At 66.1% G+C, this 14,761-nt stretch carries 13 protein-coding genes; 10 read left to right on the top strand and 3 right to left on the bottom strand.

Annotation, left to right across the window (positions count from 1 at the left end; translation table 11 throughout):
• Positions 1-67 precede the first annotated feature (67 nt).
• Complete coding sequence (locus FNL14_RS16280; protein WP_142061971.1) at positions 68-289, top strand: acyl-CoA carboxylase subunit epsilon; 222 nt, start codon at positions 68-70, stop codon at positions 287-289.
• A 61-nt stretch (positions 290-350) separates the two neighbouring features.
• The gene (locus FNL14_RS16275; RefSeq protein ID WP_142061926.1) at positions 351-2,033 is read left to right on the top strand and encodes a DUF885 domain-containing protein; all 1,683 of its coding nucleotides are present in this window, start codon (positions 351-353) and stop codon (positions 2,031-2,033) included.
• A gap of 91 nt (positions 2,034-2,124) precedes the next feature.
• Here FNL14_RS16275 and FNL14_RS16270 read toward each other — a convergent pair whose 3' ends face one another.
• Positions 2,125-2,802 carry an FMN-dependent NADH-azoreductase gene (locus tag FNL14_RS16270; protein WP_142061923.1) on the bottom strand — a complete coding sequence of 226 codons (678 nt, stop codon included), beginning with the start codon at positions 2,800-2,802 and terminating at the stop codon, positions 2,125-2,127.
• 162 nt (positions 2,803-2,964) lie between these two features.
• Between FNL14_RS16270 and FNL14_RS16265 the strand changes: the two genes are divergently transcribed.
• Both FNL14_RS16265 and FNL14_RS16260 read left to right on the top strand, forming a co-directional pair.
• Positions 2,965-3,402, top strand: a complete 438-nt coding sequence (locus FNL14_RS16265) for a helix-turn-helix domain-containing protein (RefSeq protein ID WP_142061920.1) — start codon at positions 2,965-2,967, stop codon at positions 3,400-3,402.
• Between the two features lie 258 nt (positions 3,403-3,660).
• Entirely contained in the window at positions 3,661-5,097 is a 1,437-nt protein-coding gene (locus tag FNL14_RS16260; protein WP_181762679.1) for a dicarboxylate/amino acid:cation symporter, read from the top strand.
• 97 nt (positions 5,098-5,194) lie between these two features.
• Here FNL14_RS16260 and FNL14_RS16255 read toward each other — a convergent pair whose 3' ends face one another.
• The gene (locus tag FNL14_RS16255) at positions 5,195-5,752 is read right to left on the bottom strand and encodes a hypothetical protein (RefSeq protein WP_142061914.1); all 558 of its coding nucleotides are present in this window, start codon (positions 5,750-5,752) and stop codon (positions 5,195-5,197) included.
• Between the two features lie 174 nt (positions 5,753-5,926).
• Between FNL14_RS16255 and FNL14_RS16250 the strand changes: the two genes are divergently transcribed.
• The 6 genes from FNL14_RS16250 (at position 5,927) to FNL14_RS16225 (ending at position 13,048) form a co-directional block, all read left to right on the top strand.
• Positions 5,927-6,622 carry a TetR/AcrR family transcriptional regulator gene (locus FNL14_RS16250; protein WP_142061911.1) on the top strand — a complete coding sequence of 232 codons (696 nt, stop codon included), beginning with the start codon at positions 5,927-5,929 and terminating at the stop codon, positions 6,620-6,622.
• An 18-nt stretch (positions 6,623-6,640) separates the two neighbouring features.
• The gene (locus tag FNL14_RS16245; protein ID WP_142061908.1) at positions 6,641-9,163 is read left to right on the top strand and encodes an MMPL family transporter; all 2,523 of its coding nucleotides are present in this window, start codon (positions 6,641-6,643) and stop codon (positions 9,161-9,163) included.
• A 9-nt stretch (positions 9,164-9,172) separates the two neighbouring features.
• On the top strand, positions 9,173-9,820 hold the full coding sequence (locus FNL14_RS16240) for a nucleoside triphosphate pyrophosphatase (protein WP_142061905.1): 648 nt from the start codon (positions 9,173-9,175) through the stop codon (positions 9,818-9,820).
• A 129-nt stretch (positions 9,821-9,949) separates the two neighbouring features.
• Complete coding sequence (locus FNL14_RS16235; RefSeq protein ID WP_142061902.1) at positions 9,950-11,761, top strand: biotin carboxylase N-terminal domain-containing protein; 1,812 nt, start codon at positions 9,950-9,952, stop codon at positions 11,759-11,761.
• 15 nt (positions 11,762-11,776) lie between these two features.
• On the top strand, positions 11,777-12,217 hold the full coding sequence (locus tag FNL14_RS16230; RefSeq protein WP_142061899.1) for a nuclear transport factor 2 family protein: 441 nt from the start codon (positions 11,777-11,779) through the stop codon (positions 12,215-12,217).
• Positions 12,218-12,316: 99 nt separating this feature from the next.
• On the top strand, positions 12,317-13,048 hold the full coding sequence (locus tag FNL14_RS16225) for a glutamine amidotransferase (RefSeq protein WP_142061896.1): 732 nt from the start codon (positions 12,317-12,319) through the stop codon (positions 13,046-13,048).
• 139 nt (positions 13,049-13,187) lie between these two features.
• On the opposite strand, the gene FNL14_RS16220 is transcribed toward FNL14_RS16225, so the two are convergent.
• Positions 13,188-14,597 (bottom strand): MFS transporter, encoded by a 1,410-nt coding sequence (locus tag FNL14_RS16220; protein ID WP_091418352.1) that lies wholly within the window; start codon positions 14,595-14,597, stop codon positions 13,188-13,190.
• Positions 14,598-14,761 lie beyond the last annotated feature (164 nt).

Here is a 14,761-nt window from a genome sequence, read left to right as displayed (position 1 = left end):
GATCCCCACCCGCCCCCTAACTTCGCAAGCTCAGCCAGGGAACCCTGCGGGCGTGGGCCCTGATCCAATGGTTGAGGCGGCCGAGGCACCCGCCGCACCGCTGCTGTCTGTTGCCAAGGGCCAGCCCACGGCCGAGGAACTGGCGGCACTGACCGCCGTCGTCCTTTCCCTGGGTGGCGGCGAACCGGAGCCCGACAACAAGCCGTCCGTCCGGCACTGGGTGCGCCGGCAGCAGCTTCGGCTCGCCCCCACGCCAGGCCCCGGGGCCTGGAAGCGCAGCCGCGGCTGAAACTTCTCCGCCCCACCCCAGCCTCCTTCCGGAACCTTGGGTGCCCGGTTAGTGTCGTGGGGTGACTATAGACACCGCACCTGCCGCCCGCCCGACAACCCGCATCGACGCCGTCGCGGACAACTACACGGACACCCTCATCAGGCTCAATCCGTCGTTCGCCACCACCCTTGGCGTGCCCGGACACGAGACCGAATACCAGGACTACTCCCCCGCCGGCATCGCGGAATTTGCCGAGGCTGCCCGCCATACCCTGGAAGAACTTGAGGGGCTGGAGCCCGAGGACGACGTGGACGCCGTCACCCTTGACGCCATGCGGGAGCGGCTGGGCCTGCAGCTGCTGATCCATGCCTCCGGCTGGGAGTACGCGGACCTGAACAACATCGCCTCCCCCGCCCAGGACATCCGCGCCATCTTCGACCTGATGCCCACGGAGACGGAGCAGCACTGGCAGCACATCGCCGGCCGGGCAGCCAACGTTCCAGCAGCCATCGCAGGGTACATGGAGTCGCTCCGACAGGCCCGGGACGCCGGCCGGGTGTCCGCCGCGCGCCAGGTCAGGATCGTCATCGAGCAGGTCACCAAATATGCGGCGGAGGACGGGTTCTTCGCCAAGCTTGCCGCGGGAGCATCCACTGCCGGCGGCCCCCTGCCTGCCGCCATCCAGGAAGACCTCGACGCCGGTGCTGCCGCCGCCCGGAGCGCCTACGCAGGGTTGGCGGATTTCCTCCGCCGGGAACTGCTGCCCGCCGCGCCGGAGAAGGACGCCGTGGGAAGGTCCCGCTACGCGCTGGCCTCACGTTCCTTCCTCGGGGCAACTGTGGACCTGGAGGAAACGTACGCCTGGGGCGTGGAAGAGCTGGACCGCCTGATCGCCGAGCAGGAACGGGTGGCCCACAGCATCAAGGCCGGCGCCACCATCGATGAAGCCAAGGAAATCCTCAACAACGATCCCGCCCGCCAGCTCAAGGGCAAGGAGGCCCTGCGGGAGTGGATGCAGGAGCTCTCGGACAAGGCCGTGGCGGAGCTCGCCGGCGTTCACTTCGACATCCCGGACGTGATGAAGAAACTCGAGTGCCTTATCGCCCCCACCGACGAGGGCGGCATCTATTACACAGGCCCGTCGGACGACTTCAGCCGCCCCGGCCGCATGTGGTGGTCCGTCCCAGCGGGCGAGGACACCTTCACCACCTGGGCCGAAACCACCACCGTTTTCCACGAAGGCGTCCCCGGCCACCACCTCCAGGTGGCCACTGCAACGTACCGCCGCGAACTGCTGAACAAATGGCGACGGAACGTCTGCTGGACCTCCGGCCATGGCGAAGGCTGGGCGCTCTACGCCGAAAAGCTGATGCAGGAACTCGGCTACCTTAATGATCCCGGCGACCACATGGGCATGCTGGACATGCAGCGGATGCGGGCCGCCCGCGTGGTGTTCGACATCGGCGTCCATCTCGAACTGCAGGTCCCCGAACGGTGGGGCTCCGGCACGTGGACGCCCGAGAAGGGCTACGACTTCCTGAAGCAGAACCTGCCCATCAGCGAAGGCCAGCTCAATTTCGAGTTCACCCGTTACCTTGGTTGGCCGGGACAGGCACCGTCCTACAAGGTGGGCCAGCGCCTCTGGGAACAGATCCGCGCCGAGCTCGAAGCACGGCCGGGTTTCGACCTGAAGGAATTCCACACCCGGGCTTTGAACATCGGCTCCGTGGGGCTGGACATCCTAAGGCGCGCCCTGCTCTGACCGAACACACCTGGACCACGGCTTCCTGTTCAACGTAAACGCCTTGGTCCAGGAATCGGTACCCGACATGCCGATGCGCACCGTGAACGCCTTAGTCGTTGACGAGCTGGAGGGTTCCCGCGGTGCTGAGCTTGCCGGCAAACTCGATGGCGGCGTCGAGGAGTTCAGCCTCGGCAACCTCGCGGGTGCCGTCCACATCCCCGTTCAGCACGGTTGGAGCGAAACGGACGTGCACGGCGTCTTCGATGCCCACAAAGTTCAGCCAGTCGGCGAAGAAGGTGCTGCTGAAGTCCGAGCCGAAGGCTGCCGGGACACCCGGAGCGTAGACGCCGCTGGTGTGGACCGCGAGGGCGTGTTTGCCCTCCAGCAAGCCGCGGTAGCCCTGCCCGGGGTCGAAACCAAAGCTCCAGCCGGGCTGGGTGATGACATCGATCCACTGCTTCAGGACATAGGGGACGCCGGCGTTCCACATCGGGATGTTGAAGACGTAGGCGTCAGCCGAAGCGAACTGGTCGAAGACTGCGCGGGCGGCTTCCCAGGCGGCAACCTGCTCGGGCGTCTGGTCCTGGCCTGTGAAAACAGCCATCTTCGCGGCGGCGGCCACACGCCCGAACGCGGGCAGCACATGGTCGTCGAACAGGTTCAGCGTCTCCACCTCAAAGCTCTCCGGGCCGGCAGTCTGGACGGCATCGATGAAGTGCCGGGCCAACCGCAGGGAGTCGCTGTTGGCGTAGCGTGGAGAGGCGTTGACGTGGAGGAGGGTAGGCATTGGCATCCTTTCGAGGCTTTGCTGCGGGGCGCTTGTGCCCCGTCATCGATCCTCGCCGACACCACCGCGCCGCGTAAGAACGCACTTTTTTGTGCCTAAGGCACCTCAAAGTGCCCGGTAAACTGGGCCGCCAGTCCACTTGTTGAGGAAAGTATTGGGGATATGACTCTCACGGCCGAACAAGAACGCCAGAATGCCCAGGACCACTACAACGCTTCCCTTGACCTGTGCCCGGCCCGGCAGCTGCTGGAAGCCATCAGCAGCAAGTGGGTCACCCTGGTGATGCTGGCGCTTGAGGACGGGCAGCAGCGCCACAGCGATCTTCGCAAGCGCATTCCCGGAGCCAGCCAGAAAATGCTGACGTCCACACTGCGCTCGCTCGAACGCGATGGCCTGGTTCTGCGCCACGTCACCGTCTCCGTTCCAGTCCGCACAGACTACGAGCTCACTCCCCGCGGCCGCTCGCTGCTGAAGATCATTTTCGACATGAAGGAATGGGCCGAGGAAAACATGGACGATGTCGCGGCGTCGCGCCTGGAGCACGATAGCCCCAGGCCCGCTTTCAACCAGCGCAAGGACAGCAGCCTGCACCTGTCCTGACTGCACCGCGCCGGTGGAACCCCGGCCAGCTTCAGACGCTGGCGCTGCGACGGGGAGCAAGCTGCGGGAAGGCAGTCACGTCGGGCCTACTGCCCTGGGGGCGCGAGACATTAAGCACATCCGGGGCGGGAATAAGTAACATAACGCCCCCAAACCCCTTGATATGACGGGTTTCCCTTTCCGGGCCCACGTTTTGACCACGTAATATTTCTCAATGTTCGTTCGTCATGATATGGGACCTGGCCCTAACGTATTCGGGTGAGCACTCAAACCCGCCCCTCAGAATCCGCCAAGACCGGCTTCCAGCTCCCCAAGTGGGCTGGCTCGTTCGGCTTCCAGATCATTGCCGCCCTGATCGTCGGCCTCGGCCTTGGCCTGCTGGCCAAGTACACCGGCAGCACCAAGACCAACCCCAACGGCCTCGGCGCCACGCTGCAGACTATCGGCTCCAGCTATGTGTCACTGCTGCAGACCGCAGTGGTTCCCCTGATTTTCACCGCCGTCGTCAGCTCCATCTCCAATCTCCGCCAGGTCTCCAATGCGGCCAAGCTCGCCTGGAACACCCTGCTGTGGTTCGCCATCACCTCCCTGATCGCCGTGCTGATCGGCATCGGCCTGGGCGTGCTGCTGCAGCCCGGCGCCAACACCGGCATCACCGAGGAAGCCAAGTACTCCGGCAAGTCCGGTGACTGGTGGTCCTTCCTGATCGGCCTGTTCCCCAAGAACTTCCTCGGCCTGGGCGCCAGCTCCACCGTTGCCGAGTCAGGCGCTGTGACCACCTCCGTGAGCTTCAACGTGCTCCAGATCCTTGTGATCGCCATCGCCGTCGGCGTTGCCGCGCTCAAGGTGGGCAAGGCTGCCGAACCGTTCCTGAACCTGAACGCCTCCGCGCTGGCTGTCATCCAGAAGGTCCTGTGGTGGATTATCCGCATCGCACCGCTTGGTACCGTCGGCCTGATCGGCAACGCCGTCGCAGTCTACGGCTGGGACACCATCGGCTCCCTGGGCAAGTTCACCTTCGCCATCTACGTGGGCCTGGCCCTGGTCATCTTCGCGGTCTACCCCATCCTGGTCCGCAGCCACGGCTTGTCCGTCAAGCAGTACTTCTCCGGCGTATGGCCGGCCGTCCAGCTGGCCTTTGTGTCCCGCTCCTCGGTGGGAACCCTGCCGCTGACCCAGCGTGTCACCGAGCGCAGCCTGGGTGTCCCCCGCGGCTACGCCTCCTTCGCCGTACCGCTGGGCGCCACCACCAAGATGGACGGCTGCGCAGCCATCTACCCCGCCATCTCGGCGATCTTCGTGGCCCAGTTCTTCGGCATCCAGCTGGACTTCAGCCAGTACCTGCTGATCGCACTCGTGTCCGTCCTGGGCTCGGCCGCAACCGCCGGAACCACCGGCGCTGTGGTGATGCTGACGCTGACCCTCTCCACGCTGGGACTGCCGCTGGCCGGCGTCGGCCTCCTGCTGGCCATCGATCCCATCCTGGACATGGGCCGCACCGCCGTAAACGTGGCCGGCCAGGCGCTGGTGCCCACCATCGTGGCCAAGCGCCAGGGCATCCTGGACGAGCAGCTGTACAACGCACCCCGCAACGGCACGCCGTTTGTTGACGACTCTGTTGACACCGCCGCCGCCCCGTCCGACGGAACCTCCACCGACACCACGTCGCGTGAGCTGGCGGACGCGAAGGCCTAAGGGGCCTCTGCTCACCACTGGCAGTAAACAACTGGCAGTAAGAAGAAGTCCCCGGGAAATCTCCCGGGGACTTCTTTTCTGTATTTAAGCCACCGGCTCAGTGGCCACCGATGACACCATTCTGCACAGCTTTGGTGACGGCGTCGGCTTCGGCCTGGGTCAGCTTTCCGTCCGTCACGGCCTGGTCAAGCCGCGTCTTGAGTGCGGCCGCCTTCTCCGCCTGCTTCTCGGTGCGGAGTTCGTCCAGCGCAGCGGTCACCTTGGATTCCTCGATGCCGAGGGACTCCGACAAGGCCTTGGCCAAGGCAGCATCGCGGGTGGCCTGGTCAGGCCTCTCGCCATCGGCGGGCGGGGAAGAGGGCTTGTTGGCCTCACGGAAGGCCTGGAGCGCCTCCGTTACCTTCGCCTCCTCCACGCCGAGCTTCGCCGCGAGCGCGGATGCCTGGGCTACGCCCCGCTCGCCGCCGCGTCCGCCGTGCTTGCCCATGCTGCCGGGCGCGGTGCTGGTGCTTCCGTCGGCTGATGCACTGGAGCTGACGCTGGGAGCGGGGGTTGGTGTGGTGGTGGCGGAGGCCATGCCGGCAACACCGATTCCGGCACCGAGGGCCAGCGCCGCGGCTGACAAGCCAAGGGTCATTTTCTTTGTGCGTGACATTCTTTGTCTCCTGGATCTGCCGTCAGTAACGGCTGCTGATGGTTCATCCCTCCCGGGACATTCCAAGCATCGCCAGGCCAGTTCTGGAACAGCTGTTCGGAACCTTTCATCTTCCTGTGAATCCGGAGCGGAAAAACTTGCCCACTGTGCAAAGTTGCACGTAGTGTAATCAGCATGGCAACCAGCACAGGCAGCATCCCAGCGGCAGCAGCCACCCCGTCACGGCGCGAGCTGAACAAGGCCGCCACCCGCCAGGCCATCACGGACGCTGCTTTGTCACTGCTGCGCAGCCACGGGCCGGGAAGCTTCACGGTGGAGGACATTGCGGACACCGCCGGCATTTCACGGCGCACCTTCTTCAACTACTTCAGCAGCACCGACGCCGCCCTCGCGGCCGTCACCCACGGGTTCCTGGACAATGCCATCCAGCAGTTCCGGCTGCGGCCGGCTGACGAACCGATCCTGCAGTCGGCACAAGCGGCACTGATGGCACTGGCCGACCCCATGACCGTGGCGCCGCTGGCGGAACTGTTTACCCTCACGCAGCAAAGCACGCTGATGTCGCACTCGGAGCTTCAGGCCTGGGAGCACTGCACCGAACAAATCATCGCCGTTGCCCGCGAACGGGTGGCGGGGGCGGCAGAAGGCGTTGACGAACTTTATGTCCGTGCGCTGGCCGGTGCGGTGATCTCCTGCGGCAAGGCCGCCCTGGAGGTCTGGTTTACGCGCCGCGGCGCGGACCTTTCCCCCGCTTCCCTGGCAGAGCTCCGGCAGCTGCTCATTGACTCCATGGCGCTGCTGGGGTCCGGTTTCACCGCAGGCACCAGTCCTGCACCCCGTTCCACCTCTTCCGCATCCGCTTCTTCCTGATCAGATCGGCTTCCTGTTATGGCACTGTTCCTTTACCGCCTGGGCAAGTTCTCCTACCGCCGGCGCTGGCTGGTCATCTCACTGTGGCTGGCCGTTCTGGTTGCTGTTGGCGGGTCAGCTGCCGCCTTCCATGGCACTCTGTCCAACAACTTCCAGATCCCCGGCACCGAAACGCAACGGATCGCGGACAAGCTGAAGCAAGAGCTTCCGGCCGCTTCCGGAGGCACGGCCACCATCGTTTTCGAAGCTCCCGACGGCGGTTTTACCGCCGAGAGCCGGGCCGCGGTTACCGACGCGCTGAAGAAGCTTGAGTCCGTGCCAAACGTCCGCGGCACCGTGGATCCTTTCGCCACGCAGGCGCAGGTGGACCAGGCCGGCCAGGCCATCGCCGACGGTGAGCAACAGCTGATCTCCGGCCAGGCACAACTGGACGCCTCCCGCGCGCAGCTGGATGCCGGCAAAGCCCAGCTGGCGGCAGCCGAGCAGCAGCTGGCAGCAGCCGGCGCACCCGCGGCCCTCTTTGAGGCGCAGCTTGGCCAGCAGAAGGCGGCTCTGGCAGAGGGGCAGGCAAAGCTCGACGCCGGTACCCGGGAACTCGAAGCCGGCAAGGCCAAGCTGGAGGCGGGCAAGCGCCAGGCAGAAGCGTCGTCGGCCATCCGCTTTGTGTCCGAAGACGGACGTGCCGCCGTGGCACAGGTGCAGTTCAACACCTCCATCAACGGCCTGAGCCCGGAGGTCCGCCAGCAGGTCCAGGACATCGCCCATGAAACATCCGCTGCCGGAGTCACCGCCTATGCCAGCAAGGAGATCACCGAGGACATCTCCGAACTCTTCGGCGCCGCCGAGATCATCGGCATCGCGGTTGCTGCCCTGGTCCTGATCATCATGCTGGGCACGCTGATTGCCGCCGGGCTGCCGCTGCTGATGGCCATCATGGGTGTCGGCATCGGCGTCGGCATCACCTTCGCGCTCTCCGGCCTGTTCGACATGAGCTCCATCTCCCCCATGCTGGCCCTGATGCTGGGCCTCGCCGTCGGGATCGATTACTCCCTGTTCATCGTCAACCGGCACCGCACGCAGCTCCTGGCCGGAATGGCCCAGGAGGAATCAGTAGCCCGTGCCACCGGCACCTCCGGCAACGCCGTGGTTTTCGCCGGCCTCACCGTCATCATCGCCCTCGCCGCCCTGGTGGTGCCGGGCCTGCCCTTCCTTGCCGTGATGGGCCTGGCAGCGGCCGGGACCGTGGCGGTAGCCGTGCTGGTGGCCATCACCCTGACCCCGGCCATGCTGTCGCTGATCGGCCGCCGCATTATCTCGAAGCGCGCCTGGGCCAAGGCCGAGGCACACAACGCCGAACCCGGCCATGCAGCAGCCGATGAAGCCCAGGACCGCGAGCGCAGCACGCACGGCTGGGGCGGCCTGGTCACGCGCCACCCAGTGCTGGCACTCCTGGCCGGTGTACTCCTGCTGGGCACGCTCGCGCTCCCCGCCACCCAGCTGCAGCTGGCACTTCCCGACGGCGGATCCGAACCGGTGGAGTCAGAGGCTTACCAGGCATACGACCTGACCGCCCGGAGCTTCGGCGAGGGCGTCACCGGCCCGATTGTTGCCGTGGGCGAGTTTCCGGCAAACCTGGACGAAGCGCAGGCGCAGGCCCTGCAGTATGACGTCGCGGACAAGCTCCGGGCGGTAGACAACGTGGTGGCTGCCGTGCCCGTCGCCCTCAGCGAGGACCGGCGCACCGCCGTCTTCCAGGTCATCCCCAAGGAGGGTCCGGCCAGCGCCAGCACCGTCCGGGTGGTGGCCGAACTCCGCGGCCTGAACGAGGACATCCAGTCCGAATACGGAGTGGCCATGGGCCTTACCGGCCAGACCGCCGGCAACGTGGACGTCTCCACGAAGCTCGGCGCCGCCCTGCCGCCCTACCTGGCCATCGTCGTCGGCCTTTCCCTGGTCCTGCTGCTGCTGGTCTTCCGCTCCATCGTGGTTCCCCTGCTCGCCACGGGCGGCTTCCTGCTCTCCCTCGCGGCGGCCTTCGGCGCCGTGGTGGCCGTGTACCAGTGGGGCTGGCTGGGGAGCGTGTTCGACGTCGCCAACCCAGGCGCGGTCCTGAGCTTCCTGCCGATCATCCTGATCGGCGTGCTGTTCGGGCTGGCCATGGACTACCAGGTGTTCATCGCCTCCGGAATGCGCGAAGCCTACATGCACGGCTCCACCGCGAAGCAGGCCGTCCGGGTGGGCTTCCGCCACGCGGCCGCCGTGGTGACAGCCGCAGCGATCATTATGGTCAGCGTCTTCGCCGGCTTCATCTTCAGCCACCTCACCATGGTGCGGCCGCTGGGCTTCGCAATGGCATTCGGTGTGCTGCTTGATGCGTTCGTGGTCCGCATGACCATCGTCCCTGCCGTGATGTACCTGCTGGGCGAGAAGTCCTGGTGGCTGCCGCGCTGGCTGGACCGGATCCTCCCGGACGTGGATGTGGAAGGCGCCCAGCTGAGCCGGCCCGCCGCCACCAAGGCGTCCGAAGAACTGGTCCACTAGGCTGGATCCGTGGTCCGCCTGATTCTTGCCTCCCAGTCCCCCGCCCGCACCAAGCTCCTCACCGAGGCCGGCATCCGGCATACGGTGCTGGTATCGGACGTTGACGAGGACGCCGTCCAGGCCCGGTACGGCGTCACCGATCCGCATGACACGGCCCTGCTGCTGGCGCGTGCCAAGGCCGAGGCCGTCGCAGCCCTTCCCGAGGCGGACGGGGCGCTGGTGCTTGGGTGCGACTCCGTCTTTGAGTTCGACGGCGAGGCGCACGGCAAGCCGTACACCGCCGCCGTCGCGCGGGAACGCATGCTGCGCATGAGCGGCAACACCGGCGTGCTGCATACCGGGCACTGGCTGGTGGACTGCCGGGACACAGAGCCCGACGACGGCGGGGCGTCACCGGGTACCGGCGCCACCCTGGGGACAGTGGCCTCGGCAGAGGTTTCCTTCCTGGAGATGGACGCGATGGAGATCGACGCCTACATCGCCACGGGCGAACCGCTGCACTGCGCGGGCTCCTTCACTATCGACGGCCTGGGCGGGGCCTTCATCCGGAAGGTCGACGGCGACCCGCACACCGTCGTCGGACTTTCCGTCTCCACGCTCCGCGCCCTGCTGGCCAGTGCGCAGGTCCGGATCACGGAACTCTGGCCGGAGTCCTAAAGGAAGCCATTTCGGCGACTCTTGTAGCTTCCCTACAAAGGCTTGGCGCTTTACACGCGGAATCCGCAAGTAATATCGGCGGAACCCTCAAAACCGCGCTAGGCTCCCTGAAGGAAAGAAGGAGACGCCTTGTCAGCAAATTTGGAGCAGTCCGCACATCCCACGCAGTCGACCCTCACAAAGGTGCTGATCGCAAACCGCGGCGAAATCGCGGTGCGCATCATCCGCGCCGCCCGTGATGAAGGCATCGCCTCGGTTGCTGTCTATGCCGACGCGGACCGGGATGCCCTGCATGTCCGCCTTGCTGACGAAGCCTACGCGCTGGGCGGGAACACCGCCGCGGAGTCCTACCTGGTAATGGACAAGATCATCGACGCCGCCCGCCAGTCCGGGGCCGACGCCATCCACCCCGGTTATGGCTTCCTGGCCGAGAACGCGCAGTTCGCGGCCCGTGTGATTGAGGCCGGCATTACCTGGATCGGCCCCTCGCCCGAAGCCATCTCGGCCCTTGGAGACAAGGTCCAGGCCCGGCATATCGCCGAAAAAGTCGGCGCGCCCCTCGTTCCCGGCACGGCCGATCCCGTGGAATCAGCCGAGGAAATCCTGGACTTCGTGGACCGGCACGGGCTGCCCGTTGCCATCAAGGCAGCGTTTGGCGGCGGCGGCCGCGGCATCAAGGTTGCCCGCACCCGGGACGAAATTCCCGAACTGTACGAGTCCGCCGTCCGCGAAGCCACCGCAGCCTTTGGCCGCGGCGAATGCTTCATTGAACGGTTCCTGGACGCGCCCCGCCACGTGGAGACCCAGTGCCTGGCGGACGCGTACGGGAACGTTGTGGTGGTCTCCACCCGCGACTGCTCCCTGCAGCGCCGCAACCAGAAACTGGTGGAAGAAGCCCCGGCCCCCTTCCTCACGGCAGACCAGAACCGCCGCCTCTACGAATCCTCGAAGGCCATCCTGAAAGAGGCCGGCTACCTTGGCGCCGGCACCTGCGAATTCCTCGTGGGGCAGGACGGCACCATCTCCTTCCTTGAGGTCAATACCCGCCTCCAAGTGGAGCACTGCGTTTCCGAGGAAGTCACCGGCATCGACCTGGTGCGCGAACAGTTCCGGCTGGCCCGCGGCGAGGAGCTCGGCTACGGCGACCCGGAAGTACGCGGGCACTCCTTCGAATTCCGGATCACCGGCGAAGACCCGGGCCGGAACTTCCTGCCAGCCCCCGGCACCCTCCGGGTCCTGAAAAACCCCACCGGCCCCGGCGTCCGCATCGACTCCGGCGTGGAGCAGGGCGATGTCATCAGCGGCAACTTCGATTCCATGCTCTCCAAGCTCATCGTCACAGGCGCCAGCCGCCCGCAGGCGCTGCAGCGAGCCCGCCGCGCCCTCGAGGAAATGGTGATCGAAGGCATTCCCACGGTGATCCCGTTCGACCTCGCAGTGGTTTCCGACCCCGCCTTCGCACCGGCCGAAGGCCCGTTCCGGGTCCACACCCGCTGGATCGAGACCGAGTTCGTCAACAACCTCCCAGCTTGGACCCCCGACGGCGCAGGCACTGAGGCCCCGGCCGAAGACCGGCAGCGCGTGGTGGTTGAGGTGGGCGGCAAGCGGCTTGAAGTGGTCCTGCCGGCATCGCTCGGTTCCGTGGCTGTTGGCGCTGCCGGCGCCACGGCCAAGCCGGGCAAGTCGAAGAAGCGCTCCCGTTCCGGCGGCACTGCTGCGGCCACGGGCAATGCCCTGACCTCTCCCATGCAGGGCACCATCGTCAAGGTTGCCGTTGCCAACGGTGACGTGGTGGCCGAGGGTGACCTGGTGGTGGTCCTGGAAGCAATGAAGATGGAACAGCCGCTGACCGCGCACCGCTCCGGAACCGTCACCGGGCTCACCGCAGCCGCCGGCGAAACGGTGTCAGCAGGCGCCGTCATCGCCACCATCGAAGACTAGCGCCGGAGGCCCCTCGTGCTCGCACCCAGTTTTGAAGAAGAAGTGGACCGCTACCACCTCGCCGTCCCGGAAATCACCCAGGGAAACCCGGAGCCCGTCAAGGAGCTGTATTCGCGGCTCGACGACGTGACCCTCGCCAACCCGTTCGGCGGCATCGCCCGCGGGTGGGCGCAGGTGGAAGCCCGGCTGGACCAGGCCGCAAGGCAGTTCCGGGACGGCGAGATGCTGGGGTTTGACACTGTCACTTCCTACACCGCCCGTGACACCGCCTTCCTGGTGGAAACGGAACATTTCCGCGCCCGCCTGGACGGCGCCGCCGTCGCCGAGGAATTCGCACTCCGGGTCACCAGCGTCTTCCGGCGCGAGGAAGGGTACTGGAAACTGGTGCACCGGCACGCCGACCCGGCTGCCCGTCCCCAGTCCCGCCGGTCGCTGAGCCAGCCCGCCGCCAGCTGACAGGCCGCAGCACCGGGCCGTGAGGTTGTGCCGGGAGTCTGGTCTCCTCGGCTTGGCCGGGAGGCTGACAGGCCGGAGCGAAGAAGGCACACTTAGCACATGTTGCCTTTCCTGCTCCTGGCATCACGCGCCGAGGACGCCGCCGCCGAGGACGAGTATGCCGCCTATCTGCGGTACGGCGGCCTGGAGCCCTCGGAGCTGCGGCGCATCAGGCTGGAAGCTGCTCCCCTGCCCGAGTTGGATCTGTCCGCCTATTCGGGGGTGATCGTAGGCGGCAGTCCGTTCACTTCGAGCGACCCGCCGGAGCACAAGACGCCCACGCAGGGGCGCGTGGAAGGTGAACTGGCCGGGCTCCTGGACGAGCTGGTGGCGCGGGACTTCCCGTTCCTGGGCGCCTGCTATGGGGTGGGGACGCTGGGCACGCACCAGGGGGCGGTGATCGACCGGACCTATGGCGAGCCGCTCGGCGCGGCGGAGATCGAACTCACGGACGCCGGACTGGAGGATCCCGTACTCAGCGGGATGCCGCGCCGGTTCACAGCCTTCACCGGCCACAAGGAAGCCTGCACCGTCCTGCCCCGGCACGCCGTGCTCCTGGCGGGATCGGCGGCCTGCCCCGTGCAGATGTTCCGCATCCGGCAGAACCTGTACGCCACCCAGTTCCACCCCGAGCTAGATGCCGAAGGCCTTTGCACCCGCATCGACATCTACCGGCACGCGGGCTACTTCCCGCCGGAATCCGCCGAAGACCTGATGGAAAGCGCACGGCAGTTCACGGTCACCGAACCCATGAACATCCTCAAGAACTTCGTGGCCCGCTACGCACACTAGCCGCGGCCGCCCGCCGTCGTGCGTTCCCGCCCGGTTACTCGCCCAGAGGCAGAAAAGTGCCCGGCACAATCCCCGCAGTGACGGGAATTGTGCCGGGCACCTCTGTTACCAACCGGGCTGGAAGGAACGGCCCGCGGACTTAGGCCACGTTGTTCTCGTAGTCCAGGTCGCGGGTTTCCTTGCTGACGAACAGCGCGATAAGTGTCAGCACGGCCATGGCGGTCAGGTACACACCCACCAGCACCGGGCTGCCGTCTGCGAGTTCCCACAGCGCCACGGCGATGAACGGCGCCACCGCGGCACCGAGGATGCTGGAGAAGTTGTAGCTCACGGCAGAGCCGGTGTAGCGGACGTTCGTGGGGAACAGCTCAGGCAGCAGGGCGCCCATCGGACCGAAGGTAAGGCCCATGAGGGAGAAGCCGATGATGAGCAGGGCCATGGTGCCGATGAACCCGCCGCTGAACAGCGGGACGAACAGCAGGCCGAAAACGAAGATGCCGGCGGTGACGGCGATGAGCATCTTCCGGCGGCCGTACTTCTCGGCCAGTGGTCCGGACACCAGTGTGAAGATGCCGAAGAAGACGACGCCGGCAATCAGCATCCAGAGGAAGTCGTTGCGGGTGTAGCCCAGGCCGGGGACGAATGCAGCAGCTGCCGCGTCGGACATCGGCTTGCCGGCCTTTTCCGCCGCGGCCCTGGCGGCCTCGAGGCTTGAGGGACGGGTGCCGAACGTCAGGGTGAACGTGGTCATCAGGTAGAAGAGCACGTACGTGGCCAGCATGATGAACGTGCCCAGGATCAGCTGGCGCCAGCTGGTCTTGAACACCCGGCCCAGGGGCAGCTTGGCCACCTCGTTGGACTCGAGGACCTTGGTGAAGGCAGGGGTCTCGATCAGCTTGAGGCGGACGTAGAGGCCGATGATCACCATGACTGCGCTGAGCAGGAACGGCACACGCCAGCCCCAGGCCTGGAAGTCAGCCGGGCTCAGGGCGTAGTTGAAGACCAGGAAGATGACGTTGGCGATGATGAAGCCGATGGGTGCGCCCAGTTGCGGGAAGGTGCCGTAGATTGCGCGCTTGTTGGCCGGTGCGTTTTCGGTGGCCAGCAGCGCGGCGCCGCTCCATTCGCCACCGAGGGCGAGGCCCTGGGCGAAGCGCATCACCACGAGCAGGGCCGGAGCCAGGAATTCCCAGCCGGGCACCAGCGCCGTGGGCAGGCAGCCGATCAGGAAGGTGGCGATGCCCATGGTCAGCAGCGAGGCCACCAGGGTGCCCTTGCGGCCGAACTTGTCGCCGAAGTGGCCGAAGATGATGGATCCCAGCGGGCGGGCCACGAAGGCCACACCGAAGACTGCGAAGGAGCTCAGCAGCTGGGTTGTTTCATTCTGGCTGGGGAAGAACAGCTGCGGGAACACCAGTACCGCAGCCGTGGCGTAGACGTAAAAGTCGTAAAACTCGACCGTGGTGCCGATCAGGCTGGCAACGATGACTCGGCCGCGTGAGTTCACCGGCTGCGAACCGGGCACCGTGGACGTATCGGTGGATGACATAGGGTAAACGCTTTCGCTTGAACCGGCCGGACGCTGGCATTGCCTCCGGCTCGAAATAGTTAGAGTTCAATATTAGTTCCGGTCGTCCAGTCAATGGACGAAAGGTCCACTATTCGGACCTGTGCTGTGTGTCTCATTTTTGCGCGCTCCACCAAGCCTAACGG

Origin of the sequence: Pseudarthrobacter sp. B4EP4b (assembly GCF_006680095.1) — a bacterium.
Classification (GTDB): domain Bacteria; phylum Actinomycetota; class Actinomycetes; order Actinomycetales; family Micrococcaceae; genus Arthrobacter.
The sequence above is the reverse complement of the archived record's forward strand: the minus strand, read 5'-3'. Positions and strand labels throughout refer to the sequence as shown.

Coding starts and splice junctions, on each gene's coding strand:
- FNL14_RS16280 (WP_142061971.1), top strand. CDS start 68: ATGGTTGAGGCGGCCGAGGCACCCGCCGCACCGCTGCTGTCTGTTGCC.
- FNL14_RS16270 (WP_142061923.1), bottom strand. CDS start 2,802: ATGCCTACCCTCCTCCACGTCAACGCCTCTCCACGCTACGCCAACAGC.
- FNL14_RS16265 (WP_142061920.1), top strand. CDS start 2,965: ATGACTCTCACGGCCGAACAAGAACGCCAGAATGCCCAGGACCACTAC.
- FNL14_RS16255 (WP_142061914.1), bottom strand. CDS start 5,752: ATGTCACGCACAAAGAAAATGACCCTTGGCTTGTCAGCCGCGGCGCTG.
- FNL14_RS16250 (WP_142061911.1), top strand. CDS start 5,927: ATGGCAACCAGCACAGGCAGCATCCCAGCGGCAGCAGCCACCCCGTCA.
- FNL14_RS16245 (WP_142061908.1), top strand. CDS start 6,641: ATGGCACTGTTCCTTTACCGCCTGGGCAAGTTCTCCTACCGCCGGCGC.
- FNL14_RS16225 (WP_142061896.1), top strand. CDS start 12,317: ATGTTGCCTTTCCTGCTCCTGGCATCACGCGCCGAGGACGCCGCCGCC.
- FNL14_RS16220 (WP_091418352.1), bottom strand. CDS start 14,597: ATGTCATCCACCGATACGTCCACGGTGCCCGGTTCGCAGCCGGTGAAC.